General features: G+C 64.7%; 18 protein-coding genes. 5 read left to right on the top strand and 13 right to left on the bottom strand.

Annotated elements, in window-relative coordinates; genetic code table 11:
* Positions 1-11: 11 nt before the first annotated feature.
* The 4 genes from G6N36_RS28485 to G6N36_RS28470 form a co-directional block, all read right to left on the bottom strand.
* The gene (locus G6N36_RS28485; protein ID WP_163690133.1) at positions 12-869 is read right to left on the bottom strand and encodes an MlaE family ABC transporter permease; all 858 of its coding nucleotides are present in this window, start codon (positions 867-869) and stop codon (positions 12-14) included.
* Between the two features lie 3 nt (positions 870-872).
* Positions 873-1,685 (bottom strand): MlaE family ABC transporter permease, encoded by an 813-nt coding sequence (locus G6N36_RS28480; RefSeq protein ID WP_163690968.1) that lies wholly within the window; start codon positions 1,683-1,685, stop codon positions 873-875.
* A 292-nt stretch (positions 1,686-1,977) separates the two neighbouring features.
* Positions 1,978-3,186, bottom strand: a complete 1,209-nt coding sequence (locus tag G6N36_RS28475) for a CaiB/BaiF CoA transferase family protein (protein ID WP_163690132.1) — start codon at positions 3,184-3,186, stop codon at positions 1,978-1,980.
* Positions 3,187-3,238: 52 nt separating this feature from the next.
* Positions 3,239-4,735 carry an aldehyde dehydrogenase family protein gene (locus G6N36_RS28470; RefSeq protein ID WP_163690967.1) on the bottom strand — a complete coding sequence of 499 codons (1,497 nt, stop codon included), beginning with the start codon at positions 4,733-4,735 and terminating at the stop codon, positions 3,239-3,241.
* 255 nt (positions 4,736-4,990) lie between these two features.
* Between G6N36_RS28470 and G6N36_RS28465 the strand changes: the two genes are divergently transcribed.
* The 5 genes from G6N36_RS28465 (at position 4,991) to G6N36_RS28445 (ending at position 8,703) form a co-directional block, all read left to right on the top strand.
* On the top strand, positions 4,991-5,689 hold the full coding sequence (locus tag G6N36_RS28465; protein WP_163690131.1) for an SDR family NAD(P)-dependent oxidoreductase: 699 nt from the start codon (positions 4,991-4,993) through the stop codon (positions 5,687-5,689).
* A gap of 30 nt (positions 5,690-5,719) precedes the next feature.
* Complete coding sequence (locus G6N36_RS28460; protein ID WP_163690130.1) at positions 5,720-6,580, top strand: mycofactocin-coupled SDR family oxidoreductase; 861 nt, start codon at positions 5,720-5,722, stop codon at positions 6,578-6,580.
* A 12-nt stretch (positions 6,581-6,592) separates the two neighbouring features.
* Positions 6,593-6,787: a ferredoxin gene (locus G6N36_RS28455; RefSeq protein WP_083125735.1), complete on the top strand. Its 195-nt coding sequence runs from the start codon at positions 6,593-6,595 to the stop codon at positions 6,785-6,787.
* 40 nt (positions 6,788-6,827) lie between these two features.
* Positions 6,828-8,195 (top strand): cytochrome P450, encoded by a 1,368-nt coding sequence (locus G6N36_RS28450; RefSeq protein WP_163690129.1) that lies wholly within the window; start codon positions 6,828-6,830, stop codon positions 8,193-8,195.
* A gap of 64 nt (positions 8,196-8,259) precedes the next feature.
* A complete protein-coding gene (locus G6N36_RS28445; RefSeq protein WP_163690128.1) occupies positions 8,260-8,703 on the top strand; it encodes a hypothetical protein in 444 nt (147 codons plus the stop codon).
* Positions 8,704-8,751: 48 nt separating this feature from the next.
* On the opposite strand, the gene G6N36_RS28440 is transcribed toward G6N36_RS28445, so the two are convergent.
* From G6N36_RS28440 to G6N36_RS28400, 9 genes are all read right to left on the bottom strand, one after another.
* Positions 8,752-9,960, bottom strand: a complete 1,209-nt coding sequence (locus G6N36_RS28440) for a DUF1214 domain-containing protein (protein ID WP_163690127.1) — start codon at positions 9,958-9,960, stop codon at positions 8,752-8,754.
* 9 nt (positions 9,961-9,969) lie between these two features.
* Complete coding sequence (locus G6N36_RS28435) at positions 9,970-10,734, bottom strand: sugar phosphate isomerase/epimerase family protein (RefSeq protein WP_163690126.1); 765 nt, start codon at positions 10,732-10,734, stop codon at positions 9,970-9,972.
* 2 nt (positions 10,735-10,736) lie between these two features.
* The gene (locus tag G6N36_RS28430) at positions 10,737-11,906 is read right to left on the bottom strand and encodes a sulfotransferase family protein (RefSeq protein ID WP_163690125.1); all 1,170 of its coding nucleotides are present in this window, start codon (positions 11,904-11,906) and stop codon (positions 10,737-10,739) included.
* Positions 11,903-13,030 (bottom strand): LLM class flavin-dependent oxidoreductase, encoded by a 1,128-nt coding sequence (locus G6N36_RS28425; protein WP_163690124.1) that lies wholly within the window; start codon positions 13,028-13,030, stop codon positions 11,903-11,905. Before G6N36_RS28425 ends, G6N36_RS28430 begins: the two co-directional genes overlap by 4 nt.
* A gap of 94 nt (positions 13,031-13,124) precedes the next feature.
* Positions 13,125-13,901, bottom strand: coding sequence for an SDR family NAD(P)-dependent oxidoreductase (locus G6N36_RS28420; RefSeq protein ID WP_163690123.1), 777 nt, complete (start codon positions 13,899-13,901; stop codon positions 13,125-13,127).
* 9 nt (positions 13,902-13,910) lie between these two features.
* Positions 13,911-15,206: an acyl-CoA dehydrogenase family protein gene (locus G6N36_RS28415; protein ID WP_163690122.1), complete on the bottom strand. Its 1,296-nt coding sequence runs from the start codon at positions 15,204-15,206 to the stop codon at positions 13,911-13,913.
* A gap of 28 nt (positions 15,207-15,234) precedes the next feature.
* Positions 15,235-16,032, bottom strand: a complete 798-nt coding sequence (locus G6N36_RS28410; RefSeq protein ID WP_372512361.1) for an enoyl-CoA hydratase/isomerase family protein — start codon at positions 16,030-16,032, stop codon at positions 15,235-15,237.
* Between the two features lie 3 nt (positions 16,033-16,035).
* Entirely contained in the window at positions 16,036-17,211 is a 1,176-nt protein-coding gene (locus G6N36_RS28405; RefSeq protein WP_163690121.1) for an acyl-CoA dehydrogenase family protein, read from the bottom strand.
* Entirely contained in the window at positions 17,211-18,203 is a 993-nt protein-coding gene (locus tag G6N36_RS28400; protein ID WP_163690965.1) for an acyl-CoA dehydrogenase family protein, read from the bottom strand. Before G6N36_RS28400 ends, G6N36_RS28405 begins: the two co-directional genes overlap by 1 nt.
* Positions 18,204-18,278: the final 75 nt, after the last annotated feature.

Genomic DNA, 18,278 nt, shown 5'->3' with positions numbered 1-18,278 from the left:
CTGCAAGTCGCTTATCCGGAGAGGTTGAAGTTGCCGTTGGAACCGTAGATGGACAGCGACACCAGCAGCGTCACCGAGACGACGACGATCAGACTGGTGCGAACCGCGTTGCCCACTGCGACGCCGACACCGGAGGGCCCGCCGGTGGCGAAGTAGCCGAAGTAGGTATGGATCAACAGGATCGTGATCGCCATCAAGATCGCCTGCAGGAATGACCACAGAAGGTCGATCGGGTTGAGGAACGTGTCGAAGTAGTGGTCATAAAGCCCGCCGGACTGACCGAACAACACCACCGTCGTGAACTGGGAGGCCACGAAGCTCAAGATGACCGCGATCGAGTACAGCGGCGTGATCGCGATCATGCCCGCGATGATGCGCGTGCTCACCAGATACTCGACCGGCCGGATCGCCATCGCTTCCAGCGCGTCGATCTCCTCGTTGATCCGCATCGCACCCAACTGAGCGGTCACCCCGGCACCGAAAGTGGCCGCCAGCCCGATTCCCGCCACCACCGGCGCGGCGATACGCACGTTTATGAAGGCCGACAGGAATCCGGTCAGCGCCTCGATCCCGATGTTGCCCAGCGAGGAATAGCCCTGTACCGCCAGGGTCCCACCGGCGGCCAACGTCAAGAATCCGACGATCACGACGGTACCGCCGATCATCGCCAACGTCCCTGCGCCCATGGAGATCTCGGCAATCAACCGGATGACCTCCTTGCGGTAGTGCACGAAGGCATGTGGAGTCCCGCCCAGCGACTTCGCATAAAAGATCATGTGGTCGCCAATGCCGCCCAACCACTCCACCGGGCGGCGGGCCGCGGTCGAGGCCCGCGGAAACCTGGACTTGAGAACCGTTGATGTGCCCATCCGCTACCCCGTCGTCATCCGGATGCCGATGGCTGTGACGAGCACGTTGATCACGAACAGCGCCATGAACGCATAGACCACGGTCTCGTTGACGGCGTTGCCTACCGCTTTGGCACCACCACCAGTGATGCTCAACCCCCGGTAACAGGCGACCAGTCCAGCGATCAAACCGAACAGGAGGGCCTTCACACACGAGATGATGACCTCGGGCACCCCGGTCAGAAGCGTGATACCGGCCGCGAACGCCCCCGGGTTCACGTCCTGGATGAACACCGAGAACGAATAGCCACCCAGGATTCCGATGACCACCACAAAGCTGTTGAGCAGCAACGCGACCAGACCCGCGGCCAGCATCCGCGGTGTCACCAACCGCTGCACTGGGTTGATACCCAGTACCTCCATCGCCTCGATCTCCTCGCGGATGGTTCGCGACCCCAGGTCCGCACAGATCGCCGTCGAACCCGCCCCCGCCACGATGAGCACTGTCACAAGCGGACCGATCTGCGTCACCGCACCGAATGCCGCACCTGCGCCCGACAGATCAGCCGCACCCAGCTCACGCAGAAGAATGTTGAGCGTGAAGCTGACCAGCACCGTGAACGGGATCGCCACGAGCAACGTCGGCACCAAAGCGACCCGTGCGATGAACCAGCATTGGTCTAGAAACTCACGCCACTGAAACGGCCTGCGGAACACGAATCGCACCGCATCAGCCGACATGGCAAAAAGACCGCCGACAGCCTGCATCGGGCCTGCAAAGCTGCTCAGCTGAGGCAACCCAGGCGACCACCGATCTGGCCCGCTACCCCGCGCGATAGGTGGCTCCTCCCACGATGGTCACTGCTGATACCCCCGCCGACCGAAAGACATTGTGCACCAAGTTGATCTGTGTCCCGCACAGATCCTCCCGACGACAGTCGTCCCGTCGGATTCGATGAGTTATAGCCCCCCGCAGCCCCTCGGTGAATCCGACACCTTCATAGCCGATCGCGCCGATGCCCGCGCAGGAACCGCTAATTTCGGGGGATGACCCCCTGCTGCGCGGCACCTGGGTGTCGATCGAAGTGACGTACGGCATTTGGGCTGTATTCCTGGCCTCTCTCGATGTCTAGGTGACGGCCCCGGCCGTCTTCAGCTCGATGATCCGATCCCAATCCAATCCGAGTTCCAGCAAGACTTCGTCAGTTTGCTCCGCAAACCCCGGAGCGGGGCCGGTTTGGGGTGGACTCATATCGAACTGCACCGGATTCGCGACCAATTCGAGTTCACCTGCGGTCACCAGGTACTCGTTGGCGCGGATCTGCGCGTCCTCGACCGCCTGCAGGGTGTCCTGCACTGGGGCCCACGGCCCTAGTAGCGTTGCGAACCTTTCACTCCACTCAGGAAGAGTCCGCTTCTGCATCGCCTCGCTGAGGATCTCGTTGGCCGCCGCGGTGTTCTCCGCGATGGACTCGGCGGTCGCGAAGCGCGGATCATCGGCGAGTTCGTCGAGATCCATGTGCTTGCAGACGTCGGCCCAGAATTTGGTGGGCTGCATCATCACGAAGGAGATGTAGCGCTCGTCTGCGGTCGGATACAGACCGACCAGCGGGTTGAAGGGCGAACCCTGCGTCCCAGGGGGGAAGGCTTCCATCCGCTGACCGAGGTGCTTGGTCAACGCCACGGTGTGTCCGAGCGACCAGAGGCCGCTACCCAAAAGTGACACGTCCACCACCGATGTCTCACCGGTCCGCTCCCGCTTGAGCAGCGCCGCGGCGATGCCGCCCGCGAGGTTGGTGCCCGAGATGGTGTCGCCGTAGGCGGGGCCCGGCGGTCCGACCATGCCCGGTGTCCCCGGTGGGGTGATGGTGGCCGCAGTACCCGCCCGGCACCAGAACGCGGTCATGTCGTAGCCGCCCTTGACCGACTCCTCGCCGCGCGGCCCCAGCGCACTACCCCTGGCGTAGATGATCTTGGGGTTGACGGCGCGAATGTCCTCGACATCGATGCCGAACTTCTTTCGATGTCCCGGCAAAAAGCTCGTGAGGAACACGTCAGCGCGCTGGGCCAGTTCCAGCAGCACCTCTTTGCCATCGGGCACCGACATGTCGAGACCGATGCTGCGCTTGCCGCGGTTGGCGTGTTCGATGTTGGGGTTGGGATCGCCCTCGACCCGCAGCAGCCCGGTCTGGCGCAAGCCGCGCTGCGGATCGCCGGTCACGGCGTGCTCGACTTTGATGACGTCGGCGCCCCATTCGCGTAGCACGGCGCCTGCCGACGGCACGAAGCCGTACATTGCGACCTCGAGGACGCGGATCCCGTCGAGTGGTCCGCTCATTGGCCTCTCCTATTCGCGCAAGCGTCCCCCGCAAGCGGGCGGTACCCCCACATCAGCCGCTCACCACCGTCGCGAACGTCTTCGACTCGAGGAACTCCTCGAGCCCCGCGGTGCCCATCTCGCGTCCGATGCCCGACTGTTTGTAGCCGCCGAACGGACTGTCGGGGCTGAAGTAGTTACCCCCGTTGATCGAGAACGTGCCCGTCCGAATGCGGCGGGCCAGCGCGAGCGCACGGTCCTGGCCGCCAAACACGGCGCCGGACAACCCGTAGATCGAATTGTTGGCGATTCGCACCGCGTCGTCGTCGTTGTCGTAGGCGATGACCACGAGGACCGGGCCGAACACCTCTTCCTGAGCGATCTCGCTGTCGGGGTCCACGTCGGTCAGCAGCGTCGGGGTGTAGAAGAAACCCGGGTCGACCTTCTCGCCTCCGGTGACCAAGGTGGCGCCCGCCTCAACGGCGCGCTGCACCATACCGTCGACCTTGTCGCGCTGTTTGTCGCTGATCAGCGGACCCATGTAAGTACCGGGGTCGGCTGGGTTGCCATAGCGCACCAGCGCGAAATTGTTCTTGATCATCTCGACGATCTCGTCGTGACGACTCCTCGGCACCAACAGCCTCGACGTCAGCGCGCAACCCTGACCGGCGTGAGTGACCATGCTGAAGGCCGAGAACAGCGCCGCGGTGTTGAAGTCGGCATCGTCGAGCACAATCGCCGCCGACTTGCCGCCGAGTTCCAGGAACACCCTCTTGAGGGTGTCGCTGGCCGCCGACATGATCCGCCGGCCGGTCGGTGTGGAACCGGTGAAGGTGACCATGTCGACATCGGGGCTGGTGGTCAGCGCGGCACCGACCTCGGGATCGGCGCCACTGAGGACGTTGACGACGCCGGCGGGGATGTCAGTGTGGTTGGCGATCAGCTCCCCCAGCGCCAGGGTGATGAGCGGGGTGTCGGGCGCGGACTTCAGGATCACCGTGCAGCCCGCGGCGAGTGCGGGCGCGAGCTTGGCCAGTGCCAGCTGGGTCGGATAGTTGTACGCGATGATCGCCGCGACGACGCCGCCGGCCTCCTTCTCCACCCAACGGTGGTGCTGCATGCCCCGGCTTTCGATGTTTCCGAGGTCTTCGGTCATCGGGTAGGTCTTCAACAGGTCTGCGTAATAGCGGACGATCGCGATCGGCTGGTCCAGTTGAGCGCCCTGGCACAACGCTTCGGTCGCGCCGACCTCGGCGATGGTCAGCGCGGCGAGTTCGTCGCGGTGGTCGACCAGCGCCTGGTGCAGCTGTTCGAGGCAGCGAATCCGCAATTCGGTGTTGGTCGACCAGTCGGTCTCGTCGAAGGCGCGGCGCGCGGCGCCCACCGCCGCTTGGGCGTCGCCAACGGTGGCGTCCGGTGCATGGCCGAGCATCTCGCCGGTGGCCGGGTTGAGGGTGGGAAACGTCCGAGACGTATCGAGTAACTGGCCGTCTATCAGCAGCCGCCGATCGGCGCCGCGTATGGCGGTGTCGGTGGCTGAGCCATTACCCGAGATGGTCGTTTCCTGCATCATCCTCCTCAGCACACAGCCCGATGTGATGGAAACTTCATTCTCATCACCGGCGAATCATACATTCGTAGCAAGAGAACTCAAGGAAAAGCCTAGAACTGTCACTGCCTGCACCTAACGGTGCGACAATCGTCGACGAAACGTCTCACCAGTGCGAATCTGACCTCTACCGTGTCTTGCGGGATTGTTGCGCACGAGAGTACGGTTCTCATAATCGGAAGGACGATTCTTAATGCTTGACCGGCAGGTGTGGAGTTGAAGAACGCTGTCGTGACCGGAGGCGGCTCCGGCATCGGGCACGCAGTGGCGCACCGGTTGCGTGCCGACGGCATGAACGTGGCGATCCTGGACCTCAATCCGTCGGACGCTGACAACTCGTACGTCGCCGACGTCACCGACCGCGCTCAGGTCGACGCCGCCCTCGACGCTGTGCGCGCCCAGCTCGGTCCGGTGACGGTTCTGGTGAACGCCGCGGGGCTGGAGAAGTTCAAGCGATTCACCGACATCTCGTTCGAGGAGTGGCAGCGGGTCGTCGACGTGAACCTCAACGGGGTCTTTCACTGCATCCAGGCGGTGTTGCCCGACATGATCGAGGCCGGCTGGGGGCGCATCGTCAACATCTCGTCGTCGAGCACGCATTCCGGCCAGCCGTTCATGTCCCCGTATGTCGCGGCCAAGTCGGCGGTCAACGGACTCACCAAGTCGCTGGCCCTGGAGTACGGTCCCAGCGGAATCACGGTGAACGCGGTGCCCCCCGGCTTCATCGACACGCCGATGCTGCGGAAGTCTGAAGAGCGCGGCTACCTGACGGTCCAGCAGACCATCGAGTCGACGCCGGTGCGGCGCATCGGCAGGCCCGAGGACATCGCGGCCGCCTGCGCGTTCCTGATCTCCGAAGAGGCGGGCTACATCACCGGTCAGATCCTGGGCGTCAACGGCGGCCGGAACACGTAATCAAACCAGCCAGATTGAAAGGACGTTTCAGTGGGACGAGTACAGGGCAAGGTCGCATTCGTCACCGGCGCGGGCCGCGGACAGGGGCGCAGTCACGCCATCCGGTTGGCCGAAGAGGGCGCCGACATCATCGCCGTCGACCGATGTGAAGATTTCGCGACTGTTGGCTACCCGATGGCCACACCGGAGGACCTGGAGGAGACGGCGCAGTTCGTCGAGAAGACGGGACAGCGCGTCGTCACCGCGCAGGTCGATGTGAGTGACGCCGCGCAGCTGAAGCACGCGCTGGAAGCGGGTGTTTCGGAGCTCGGCGGGCTCGACATCGTCGTCACGTCGGCCGGAATCGCCGGCATGAAGGGCTCGGGTGACATGGCTGCCTGGGTAGACGTGATGAACACCAATCTGATCGGCACCCTGAACGCCATTCACGTGGCGATTCCGCACCTCCGCGAAGGTGCTTCGATCATCGCGACCGGATCCACCGCGGCGTTGATGGACGTCGGTAAGAACGACAACCCGGGCGCCGACCCGGGTGGCGCCGCGTATCTCCACTCGAAGCGGCTGCTGTCGCAGTATGTCCACAACCTCGCAGCGGAACTCGCGCCACGAGGCATCCGGGCTAACGTCATTCACCCGACCAACTGCAACACTCCGATGTTGCAAAGCGAGCCGATGTACAAGTCGTTCCGCCCCGACCTCGAGCACCCCACGAAGGCGGACGCCGAACCCGTGTTCTACGTGCAGCAGGCGATGAAGGTGCCCTGGATCGAACCCGAGGACATCAGCAACATGGTCCTGTTCCTGGCATCGGACGAGGCCCGATACGTCACCGGCACCCAGCAACGCGTCGACGCCGGCGGATACCTGAAGTGGTACGACTACCACATCTGACAAGGGGACATCGTGAAGGTTTTCGTCGACTCGGGGCGCTGCCAGGGCCACACGCTGTGCTCGATGATCGCGCCAGATTCCTTCGAGCTCAGCGATATTGACGGCACCGCCTCGCCGGTGCACGAGGTGGTGCCGCCCGACCAGGAGGACGCGGTACGAGAAGCCGTGCAGTCGTGCCCCGAGCAGGCCATCTCGATCGAAGAGTGACAGTGGCAATTCAGCCACCAAAAGTGCAGGGAGACAGGTCTTGAGTGTCGACGACATCCGCGCCGCCGACAACGAGCGGAAGAAGAACCGGTATCACTTCGACCGGCACACTCCGGAGTATCGGCTGCAGTTCGAGAAGATCACCGAGGAGATGCAGTCCAGATGCCCGATGGCCTGGACCGATGTCTACGACGGACATTGGGTCGCCGCCGACAGCAAGCACGTGTTCGAGTTGGCGCGCTGTCCGGTGGTGTCCAACGATCACGACATCAACGGAGAGCGCAAGGGCTATCAGGGAATAACGATCCCGAAGGCGCAACGAGCCACGGTCGTGCGGGGCGGCATCCTCGAGATGGACGAGCCTGAGCACAGCATCTACCGCGGTGCGTTGAACCCCTACCTCTCCCCTGCCGCGGTCCGGCGATGGCAACCGTTCGTCGACGAGATCACCCGGGCGGCCCTCGACGAGAAGATCGAGTCGGGCCGCATCGACTTCGTCGACGACCTGGCCAACATCGTGCCCGCCGTGCTGACGCTGGCGATGATGGGCATCGAGCTGAAGAAGTGGCCGGTCTACAGCGAGCCCGCGCACCTCTCGGTATCCACCCCGGAGCATTCGCCCGACGCCGCCCGCGTCGCCGAGATGAACCGCCAGATGGGTATCGACATGATCACCACGATGATGGAGGTCCGCGAGAACCCGCGGCCCGGGTTGATCAACGCACTGCTGCAATTGCGTATCGACGGTGAACCGGCCCCTGACCTGGAGATCCTCGGCAACCTCGGGTTGATCATCGGCGGCGGCTTCGACACCACCACCGCGCTCACCGCGCACTCGCTGGAGTGGCTGTCGGAGAACCCGGACCAGCGCGAGCTGCTCAGCCGCGAACGCGACACCTTACTGAACCCGGCCACCGAGGAGTTCCTGCGCTTCTACACGCCCGCACCGGGCGACGGTCGCACCTTCGCCGACGATGTCGAGGTCGAGGGTACGAGGTTCAAAGAAGGCGAGCGACTTTGGATTTCGTGGGCCATGGCCAACCGCGACCCGTCGGTCTTCGAGGAGCCCAACGAGCTCATCATGGACCGGAAGGGCAACCGCCACTTCAGCTTCGGTATCGGTGTGCACCGTTGCGTGGGCTCCAACGTCGCCCGCACGGTTTTCAAGTCGATGCTGACCGCTGTGCTCGACCGCATGCCCGACTACGTTTGTGACCCCGAGGGGACCGAGCACTACGAGACCATAGGTGTCATCCAGGGCATGAAGCACCTTCCCGCGACGTTCACGCCGGGCAAGCCACTGGGTCCGGGACTGGACGAGACGCTGGAGAAACTTCAGCGGATCTGCGATGAACAGCAGCCGGCCCGACCCATCACCGAACACAAGGACGCTGTCGTCATCGACTGATCGGAACCGAGATTTGCTACAAGATGGTTTGATAGGCACCGGCGAACGGAATTGGGAGGACGCGATGAAATCCGTCAAGGTCCTGGCCGCGGTGGCCGCCGCCGTCCTCCTGACGCTGGCAACGGTGGTCGCGCCACCAGCGAACGCCTTCTGGAATTACGGCAACTACGATCTTCAGACCAACAGGTACGAGCGGGCGTCGTGGTTCTGGTTCGTCGCGCGATGCGGCGCCGGAGAACCGGATTGCAGGTACATCAGCGCGGCGCCGCGGCTGAAGTTCTACAACTACTATCAGGGAAATGCCTACCTGGCCAATGGCCAGTGGACGTTGAAGGTCGACGTATCCGACGGTCTGCAGTGTCTTCCCGGTTACGCCATGCCCACCCACGAAACCTATGTGTGGGACGACACCTCGTTGACCGGCACAATCACCTCGAACTACGACGTCGGCTGCTTCAATGGCCCGCCCGGACAGCAGTTCTGGACGTTCAGACTGCAGCGCCTCTAGTGATTTCGGTGCGCTGACGACCGGGCAGCGATCGTATGCGCACCGAAATCACAGGTTGTAGCGCTGCCGAATTCCGTTGAAGCGAGCCCACATCTGCGCGACGCGCTCGGCGGCGGTGACGGTCGCAGAGTCAGGTGGCAGCGCATCGACCAGCTGCGCGCGCTTGACCACCCGGGTGTGCAACTCGGCCGGCTCGCCCGCCAGCATGTGCCGGTACGTGATGTTGCCCCGCTCGAATCCCTGCGTGTCGACCCAGTTGTGATATCCCGGATCGTCGTGCGCCAGGACCAGCCGGACCTTGCCGTCGCCGTCCACCGCGGTGCGGCTCGGCGTGTAACTCACCGGCCGGTAGAGGTAGTCCATGCTGTTGAAGAACACGCCCATGTTGGTGAACATCCACAAGCCGTCATGCGCGTCGAACTCGATGATGAGCGCTTCGTCGGCGGCCAGTACCCAATGCATATTGGTCGCGGCGCGACCGCGTTTCGCATCGGCGGCGATCGCGCCGGCGGCCGGGAAGCGGTTGGGATTCGCGGCGTCCACCCCGCCGTAGCGGAACGGGAACTCCGGCCAGTCGTCCATCAGGCCGGTGACGAAGTCACCCGCCCAGCCCATCGCGTCGATCATCGACTCAGGAGTCGCCGGAGGCTTGGGAGTAGCCATGTCGACTCGTTCTATTTGCAGGCGAGCCGGCCGCTCCTCCCAGGAGTCGAAACCCTGGCGGATGAACAACTTGCGCGACCCCGCCGTGGTGGGCAGCCAATTCGCGCCACGCTGTTCGCCGCCGACGTGAATCTCGAAACTGCCGTCGGGTTCGGCGGTGAGCTCGTGGCCGAACAGATTGGCCTCCGGCACGTCTCCGAATGGTTCGTGGAGTACGCCAGGACCGTCAGGGCGCGGCCCCTGCACGGTGATGTTGAGAAATCGTGCGGTGCCGCGGTTGCCGACGACGCGATACGTCGACTCGCCGTCGATCCACGCCTGCTGATAGACGAAGTCGGCGCAGTCGCCGCCGAGCTTGCGCGTGGGATTGCAGAACGCATGAATCGCCGGATAACGAGGGTCCCTGGTCTCCAGCCCCAGATCGAAGGCCTGGCCGAGGTTCTGGGTCAGGAACCGGAAGCCGTCGGCCCGCTGCAGACCCGAGGTGGGGTTCAGATCCTTGAAGACCCGTGCGCCGGCGACCTTGAGACGTTCGCAGAAGTCGATCCACGCGGCGTGCAGCGCGGCGTCATCAGAACCGTCTCCAAGCGCCATCGTTATCCCCTACGCGCCAAGTCGCTTCAGCATTGTCGATACCGTTTCGCAGCCGCGACGTGCCGCGTCGAGACGGCCCTCGGCCTCGATTCGCGGACCGATCAGCTCCAGATCGAAGCCATGGCGGTAGCCGCCGGCGAGTACCTGCCGGATGAACGGCTCGATCGGGATCGTCCCGTCGCCCGGGACGGCGCGGGCCGGTAGTGCCCGGTCACCGAGGACGTAGTCGCTGAGCTGAATTTGCAGCGTCCGCGGCAGCGCGCGTTCGACGAGACCGACGAGGTCGGCTTCCGCCCAGCAGTGGAACAGGTCGATACAGACACCGATGCCCGCCATCTCGGCGAGGGTGACCGTGTCGCGCAGCGTGTGCGCGATGTGGATGTCCGCGTAGAGAGCGGAGGCGTTTTCGATGGCGAGTGTCACACCGGCCTGCTCCGCCACCCGCACACACGGGGCGACCCCCGCGCAGAAGCGTTCGGCGGCCTGACCCCAGTTCAATTCGCCGCGACCGCCCGTCAACATGTACACCACGCGGGTTCCGAGAGCGGCGGCGGTCTCGATGACGCGGGACAACCGGTCGCCGGACTCGAACAGGTGATACACCGTGTCGACCGAGTAGCCGTGTCGCTCGATGAGTTGCGCCAGTTGCGGTTCATCGAGTTGGGAGTCGATCAGGCTCAGCCGGGTGAGTCCGAGGGTGGTCCACATCGAATGTTGCTCGGCGACAGGCGTGCCGAGAAACGTCACACTGTGCACCGATAGCCGACTATGCACGCTTACCTCCGCTGTTCGATTGCGACGCCGAATCGATCACGGAAAGGCCGGAATTCCTCATGCAATGCCTCGAGATCGGCACCGATGTCGGTGAGGAGTTTGGTCGAATAGCGGAACTTCCCGTGCCGGTCGCCGGGATTGTTCTCCAGGTAGGCGCGCATCTCCGTTCGGGCATCGGTGCTCATGGTCTGGCCGCGGAATTCGTAGTAACGGCCGACGGTGCCGACAGGGTCGGCGAGAAAGTCGGTGTAGCGCACGTGCAGGATCCGGGGATCGTCGGTGAGCGGGTTGGTCATGGTGTTGGCGATGCTTGCCCGCGTCAGCTCGAGATGCATTTTCGCCGCCTGCTGTAGGTCGATCGGGCCGACGATGCCTTCGAGGATGTCGGCCATCATCATCGTGCGCGAGGCGGCGACCTGCACGGGGTCTCGGTGCAGCCACAGCAGGGTCGCGTCCGGATAGCAGTTGAAGAACTCCCGCAGACGAAAGCCGTGGAACCCCTTCAGAACCCACTGCTTGCGCGGGCGTCCGTACTGGAACTGTTGCAGCATCGCCCTATGGATGCGGTACTGCGCGGCATCGTCGGTGGGCAGACCCCCGACCACCGTCTGCATCGGAACCCGCCACCACGCGGTCGGTGTCATGACGCGGAAGTCGAAGGCCCAGGTGCGTTCGTCCTCGGGCAATCCGTCGCCGAGCATGTCGTTGTAGGGATGGCTGTGCAGCCATTTCGGCATCTGTGCGTTGATCTCGCGCCAGTCGGCATCGGCGCGCGCCCGGCGAGGGTCGTCATCGCCGGCGATTCCGGGTGGCGGGGACGGATACATCACCTCCCAGAACCGCAGAGCGCGCGCGTCGGGATCCACCGACATCAGGGCGTGCATCAGGGTCGTGCCCGAGCGCGGTTCGCCGGTCACGAACATGGGCCGCTCGATCACTTCGTCGGCGATCGAATACCGGTTTCGGTCCTCGAAGAACTCCAGTCGTGAGGTGAGCAGCCAGTGACAAACGTCCTCGGCCCGCCCCCTACCGTCGGCGTCCAAGCCGATGCCCTTGAGAAGGTCGACGGCCGTGGCGAATCGCTGCGGCAGCGTGGCGTCGCCGTAGTCCGTCAATCCAGTGTGGGCCTGCGCCCGGCTCAACATGTCCGTCGCGTCGAGCGCGCCACTCACCGGACGTCTCCGCACAGGCGCATCAGTTCGTCCTCGACGTCGCGAACGTTCTCCGCGGACGCGGCGGAGTGCGAGAGTCCGGCCATACCGCCATAGTCCAGGATCTTGGGCACGCGAAGACCCGCGTCGACATAGTTCTTGATCTTCTGCGCCACCTGCTTCGGCGTGCCGTGTGGGACAACCGCGAGGATTGATTCGGGCTCGACCCGGTCGAGAAACTCGACGACGCGCTCGCGGGTCAGTGTCGCGGGGTCGATGTCCTGGTAGCCACGCCAGTGCTCCCCCATCGGGTGTTCGAAGCCGAGGCTGCGCAGGAGCTCGGCGGATACCTGCAGCAGGAACGCCTTGACGAGCGGCGCGTCCACGATCTGAGCGAGGGTGGCGGCGTCGCGGCCGATCAAGCAGACCTGGATATAGCACGGCGTGATCGCCATCGGATCGCGGCCGGCGCGCTCCGCCGAAGCCCTTACGGTGGCGAGCTTTTGGGCGTAGTCGTCGGGATCCCAGGCGCCGGTGGGCCACCACCCGTCGGCGTAGCGGCCGACGATCTCCAAGGTTCGCGGCCCGCTTGCCCCGATCCAGATCGGCGGGGTGGCACCCTGATACGGCTCGGTGTCGAGCCGGGCGTGGCGCAGGTGGTAGAACTGCCCGTCGAAATCGACCGGGCCGTCGCTGTCCCAAAGCAGCCGGATGACGTGCAGCGCCTCTTCGAATCGGCTGACCGGTTTGGCGAAGTCGAACCCGTAGGGCACGGTGTTCTCGGTCTCGCCACTGCCCAGGCCGAGCACGAATCGGCCCTTGGCGAGATGGTCGATGGTGAGCGCGCTCTGTGCAAGCAGTGCCGGATGACGGCGCACGGTATCGATCACGCTGGTGACCAGCGGTACGTTCTCGGTCAGCACTGCCGCCGCCGCGGCCACCGCCATGGCGTCGAGGTGGCGGTGCGGCGACGGAGAAACCGTTGCCAGGTCGGTGAATTCAGGAGTCCAGATCGAGTCGGGCCAGAAGCTGACCATGTGATCGGGCAACCAGATCGAGTGGTAACGGCCGCTGTCGAGCTGCGTCAGTACCGAGAGATCCAGCGGAAGTGTGGTGCGCAGGTACGCAGCGGGCTGGACCTTCACAGCCAACACCTTCTCCGGCGAGCAGACACAAAACTGCCCCAATTGGGCCGAAAATGGGCACTTTTGCGTCTGCTCACGACAAGAATACAGACCTTCACAGCCAGCCGATCTCACGCAGGAACGGCTGGGTGTGGGCGATACGGCCGGTCAGGGTTTTCGGATCGCCCGTGCACAACACGAAGGCCGTCTGCGTGATGAGCTCGATGTCCTCGGTGTCGGTTTTCGCCAGGTCGAGCGCGCCCGCGCCTTCGGTGGCGACGGGGTTGGACGGTGCTGCGGCGTTCACGGCGATGCCGTCGTCGTACAGCTCGGCCGCAAGGCTTTTCGTCAACCGGTTGAGCGCAGCCTTCACTGTGCCGTAAATGCCGAAACCCGCCTCGCGATCGAACGCGGAGAACGGCGGTCCGTCAGGCAGATCGCCGCCGACGGATGTCACGTTCAGGACCCACCCCCGCTTCCGCTCGCGCATTGCGGGTATCGCCATTTGGGTGAGGTGCAGTGGGGCCAGCACGTGCATTTCCAGCATCAGACGCACGCGACGTTCGGGGAACTCGTCGAGTGGCCGCAGGAACGTGACGGCCGCGTTGTTCACGAGAATGTCGGGAGCGCCGATCTTCTCCACGACTTCGTTGAACATCCGTTCGCGGTCCTCGGGTTTGGCGAGGTCGGCGGCGACGGTGATCGCCGAGCCGCCCGATTGTTCGATTTCCGCCAGCGTCTGGCTCAGGGAGCCTTGATATTTCGGGTCGGGTTCGGCGGTGCGTGCGGTGAGGGCGACGGTGGCCCCCTCTGCGGCCAATCGCTTCGCGATCGCCTTCCCCAACCCACGGCTGGTGCCGGTGACCAGGGCCACCTTGCCGTCACACGTCATCGTGGCCTCCTAAGTACGCGCAATACCTGCGAGCTTGTCGGCGAACTTCGCCTCGGCGGCTTCCCGCAGCCGCAGCAGGTGCTCGGACGGGAACGCGTCCGGTGCAGGCTTGACGTCCTTGAGTAACAGCCGCGCCAGGGTCACCTTGTGCACCTCGGTCGGCCCGTCGGCAAGCCCGAGCACGAACGACTCCGTCATGTACTGCACGAACGGCATCTCATGGGAGGTGCCCAGCGATCCGTGCAGTTGCAGGGCGCGTGCCGAGACGTCATGCAGCACCTTCTGCATCATCGCCTTCACCGCCGAGATATCGCCGCGTACGGCCTTATAGTCGTTGTATTTGTCGATCTTCCAGGCAGTTTGGAGAGTCAGCAGACGGTAGGCCTCGATTTCCATCCACGAGTCGGCGATCATCTCCTGCACCATCTGCTTGTCGGCGAGCAGCTCTCCCTGCGTGTACCGCGAGACGGCCCGCTCGATCAGCATGTCGAAGATCCGCCGCACGAGTCCGACTGTGCGCATGGCGTGGTGGATGCGGCCGCCGCCCAGCCGGGTCTGCGCCACCACGAACGCACCACCGCGAGGACCGAGCATGTGGTCGGCGGGTACCCGGACGTTCTCGTACCGCACGTAGCCTTCGCGTCCGCCGCCTGGCGGCTGGTAGCCGAGGCCGACGTCGCGCAGCACGTTGATGCCGGGGGTGTCTCCGGGCACGACGAACATCGAATAGCGTTGGTACGGCGGCGCGTCGGGATCGGTCATCGCCATCACGATGATGAACGACGCCATCGATGCGAACGAGGAATACCACTTCTCGCCTTTGATCACCCAGTGATCGCCGTCTTGCACTGCCGTGGTGGTGAACACCTTGGGGTCGGCACCGCCCTGCGGCTCGGTCATCGAGAAGCACGACACGATCCGGTTGTCCAACAGCGGCTCGAGATACCGTTCCTTGAGTTCCGTTGTGCCGTAGTGCGCGAGAATCTCACTGTTCCCGGAGTCGGGCGCCTGGGATCCGAACACTATCGGTGCGCATTCCGATCGTCCGAGAATCTCGTTGAGCAGCGCGAGTTTCACCTGTCCGTAGCCGGGTCCGCCGAGATGCGGGCCGAGGTGGGTGGCCCACAGCCCGCGCTCTTTGACGATCTCCTGCAGTGGCGGGATCAGCGCTTGGCGCACGGGGTCATTGAGGTCGTGCGACTCCTTGACCACGTAGTCGATGGGCTCGCATTCCTCGCGGACGAACTGCTCGACCCAGGCCAGCTGCTCCGTCCATTCGGGATCGGTGGAGAAGTCCCACGCCACTATCGAATACCGCCCTTCCGTACCGCGATCACTTCGGTCGCCGCCGCGCCTCGGCTTCGTCTGTGGCGTGGCTGAGCACCTGGTTGCGATTCTCGAGCTCCAGTGCCGCGCCCAAACCCGTCGCGTCGGTGTTGACCTGAAGCGCGCGTTTTGTCAGCTGAGTGCCGAACGGCGGCAGGTCCGCGATGGCTTGGGCGAGTTCGAGTGCCCGCGGCATCAGCTGCTCCGGCTCGACCACTTGGCTCACCAGACCGCGCCGGTCGGCTTCGGCCGCCGGTACCGTCCGACCCGTCATCATCCAGTCAGCGGCGACACTCGTTCCGACGATCCGGGGCAGGTGGTAGCTCATGCCCATTTCGGCGCCGGACAGTCCGAGCAGAATCGCACCGTTGCCGAACGTCGCGGACGTCGAGCAGATCCGGATGTCGGACGACAGGCACAGCGCGAAGCCCGCGCCCACGCACGGGCCGTTCACCGCCGCGATGACGGGCTGTGGCAGATTCCAGATCGCCTGAGGCAGAGCGGCCATCGCTTCCTGGAACCGCAACCGGTCGATCGCGGGATCGGAGGCCTCCAGCGCCTGCGGCGCGAAGTTGCGGACGTCGATCCCCGAACAGAATCCACGCCCCTGTCCGGTGATCACGACGGCATGGACCGATGCGTCGGAGCCGATGGCGGCGAGCGCCGCAATCAACTCGTCGCGCATCGCCTCGTTGATCGCGTTGAGCTGTTTGGGCCGATTGAGTTGCAGCAGAACAACGCCGACGTGGGGCCGGTCGATGAGCAGCGTCGCCGGGTGGGTTCGGGTGGGAGCGGAATCGGTCACTTATCAGCGCCGCGGCAGACCGAGCACCTGCTGCGCGATGATGTTGCGCTGGATCTCGGACGTGCCGCCTGCGATGGTGCCGCCGAAGCTGCGCGCGTAGCGCTCGAACCAGCCGACGAAATAGTGGTCGAGGTTCATGTGTTCGTAGGGACCCGTGGTCGATGGGTGGGTGAGGCCCTCGGCTCCAGCCGCGGTCAACGCGTTCTCGAACGCCTGGCGTTCGGCTTCAGAACCGAAGAGTTTCAGCACCGACACCGACGCGGTGTCCATCTCGCCGCGCGCGGCGCGGGCCAGCGCCGCCGAACCCATCGCACGCAGCGCCTGATAGTCCATGATCGTCGTCGCGTACTGGTCGCGCTCCAGCTCGGTGCGCGGCCGGAAATCAGCGATCATGTTGTCGATCCGATCGGCGAAGCCGAGCCACATCATGGTGCGTTCGTGGCCCAGGGAGCCATTGGCGACCGCCCAGCCGCCGTTCAACGGGCCGACGAGGTTCTCGGCCGGCACCTTTGCGTCGGTGAAGAACACCTCGTTGAAGTCGAGGTTGTCCACACCGCACATGTCGGCGAAGGGCCGGCACACCACACCGGGAGTGTCGGTCGGGACGATCAGCACGCTGATGCCCTTGTGTTTGGGGGCATCGGGATCGGTGCGCACGAACGTCAACAGGAAGTCGGCGTCGTGTGCGCCGGACGTCCAAACCTTCTGACCGTTGACCACGAAGTGGTCGCCCTCGGCGACCGCTCGTGTGCGCAACGACGCCAGGTCGGACCCCGCACTCGGCTCGCTCATCCCGAGGGAGGCCGTCATCTCGCCGCGCAACACCGGCACCGCCCAACGATGCTTCTGCTCATCGGAACCGAAGGAGATCAACGACGCCGCAACGATATTCACGCCCTGCGGGTTGAAGCTGTGGTAAATCCGCCGTCGGCACAGTTCGTCGAGGTGGACGAACTGTTGCAGCACTGTTGCGTTGCGGCCGCCGAACTCCGGCGGCTGGGAGGGCAGCAACCAGCCGTTGTCGAACAACAGCCGCTGCCAGTCACGCGCCCATTGAGGCATGTGCGACACCGACTTCGGTCGCTCCTGGGTCTCGCTCTCCGAGGGCAGGTGCTCGTCGAGGAACGCCGCGAACTCGGCGCGGAACTCCTCGACATCGGAGTCGAAGGTCAATTGCATCAGGAGCTCCTGTATTCCGCGGCGATCACGGCGCGATGCTCCGCAGCCCCACCCAGCAGGAGTTCACCGGCCTTGGCTCGTTTCAGCGCGAACTGCAGGTCGTTCTCCCACGTGAATCCCATGGCGCCGAACAGCTGCAGACCGTGGCGGAACACCAATGCCTGCGCCTCTCCCGCCGATGCCTTGGCCATTGCCGCGGCCAGCCGGCGTCGAGGGTCGTCGGCTGCGATGGTCAAGGCGGCGAAGTAGGACAGCGCGCGGGCACGCTCGGTCGCGACGTGCATGTCGACGGCCTTGTGCTGCACGGCCTGAAAGGTTCCGATCGCCACCCCGAACTGCTGACGCTGCTTCACGTGCTCGAGCACCAGGTCGAGGATGCGTTGGCAGGCGCCGACTGTCGTGATGGCCATGCCGGTGAGCGCGACGTGCCGGGCCTTTTCGGTGTCGACGCGGACGCGGTCGGTGTCGGGCACGTGCGTACCGGCGAAGGTGACCTCCGCGACGTGCAGCACCGGATCGAAGACGTCGCTGCGCCGGGTGGCGGCCTCACCGGCGTCGACGACGAAGACCCCGGCCTCGGTGACCACCGCGAGCTTCTCCGCGCGGTCACCGTCGAGGACGTGATGCGCCGTTCCATTCAGGACCCAGCCCCGGGCGTCGCGATGAGCGGTCACCCCGCTGTACACGGCCGTGCCGGCCAGCTGCGGATCGAACCGGTCGCCGGCGAGGGGCGCGAACTGGGTCAATGTCGCCAGGAACGGGGTCGGATCGGTGGCGCGGCCCAGTTCCTCGGCGACGATCGCGAGTTCGACGGCGTTCTCCGGATCGTTGAGCTCGGTCCAGCCCGCGTCGACGTAGGTCTTCCACAGCGGCATGGGGTCTTCGCCGTTCTCGGCGATCCCGCGAACGAACGACGCCGGGCAAGCCTTGGTGACCGCGTCGCGCACGGTCTCCTGCCACAGTCGCTGATCGGCGTCGAATTCCAGTAACACGTGTGGCCTCCCGAGGACCTCGTCGTGGGTTGGCACGAGAATAACATTCTCGTTAGATGCTGTAACCGTTCTCTG

The organism is Mycolicibacterium gadium, from assembly GCF_010728925.1.
In the GTDB taxonomy this organism is placed as follows: Bacteria; Actinomycetota; Actinomycetes; order Mycobacteriales; family Mycobacteriaceae; genus Mycobacterium; species Mycobacterium gadium.
This window is presented reverse-complemented; position numbering and strand designations above follow the sequence as displayed.

Bases quoted from the DNA above. Each gene is read 5' to 3' on its own strand.
- G6N36_RS28485 (WP_163690133.1), bottom strand. From the start codon at position 869: ATGGGCACATCAACGGTTCTCAAGTCCAGGTTTCCGCGGGCCTCGACC.
- G6N36_RS28445 (WP_163690128.1), top strand. From the start codon at position 8,260: ATGAAATCCGTCAAGGTCCTGGCCGCGGTGGCCGCCGCCGTCCTCCTG.
- G6N36_RS28405 (WP_163690121.1), bottom strand. From the start codon at position 17,211: ATGCAATTGACCTTCGACTCCGATGTCGAGGAGTTCCGCGCCGAGTTC.
- G6N36_RS28475 (WP_163690132.1), bottom strand. From the start codon at position 3,186: ATGAGCGGACCACTCGACGGGATCCGCGTCCTCGAGGTCGCAATGTAC.
- G6N36_RS28440 (WP_163690127.1), bottom strand. From the start codon at position 9,960: ATGGCGCTTGGAGACGGTTCTGATGACGCCGCGCTGCACGCCGCGTGG.
- G6N36_RS28420 (WP_163690123.1), bottom strand. From the start codon at position 13,901: ATGACGTGTGACGGCAAGGTGGCCCTGGTCACCGGCACCAGCCGTGGG.
- G6N36_RS28470 (WP_163690967.1), bottom strand. From the start codon at position 4,735: ATGCAGGAAACGACCATCTCGGGTAATGGCTCAGCCACCGACACCGCC.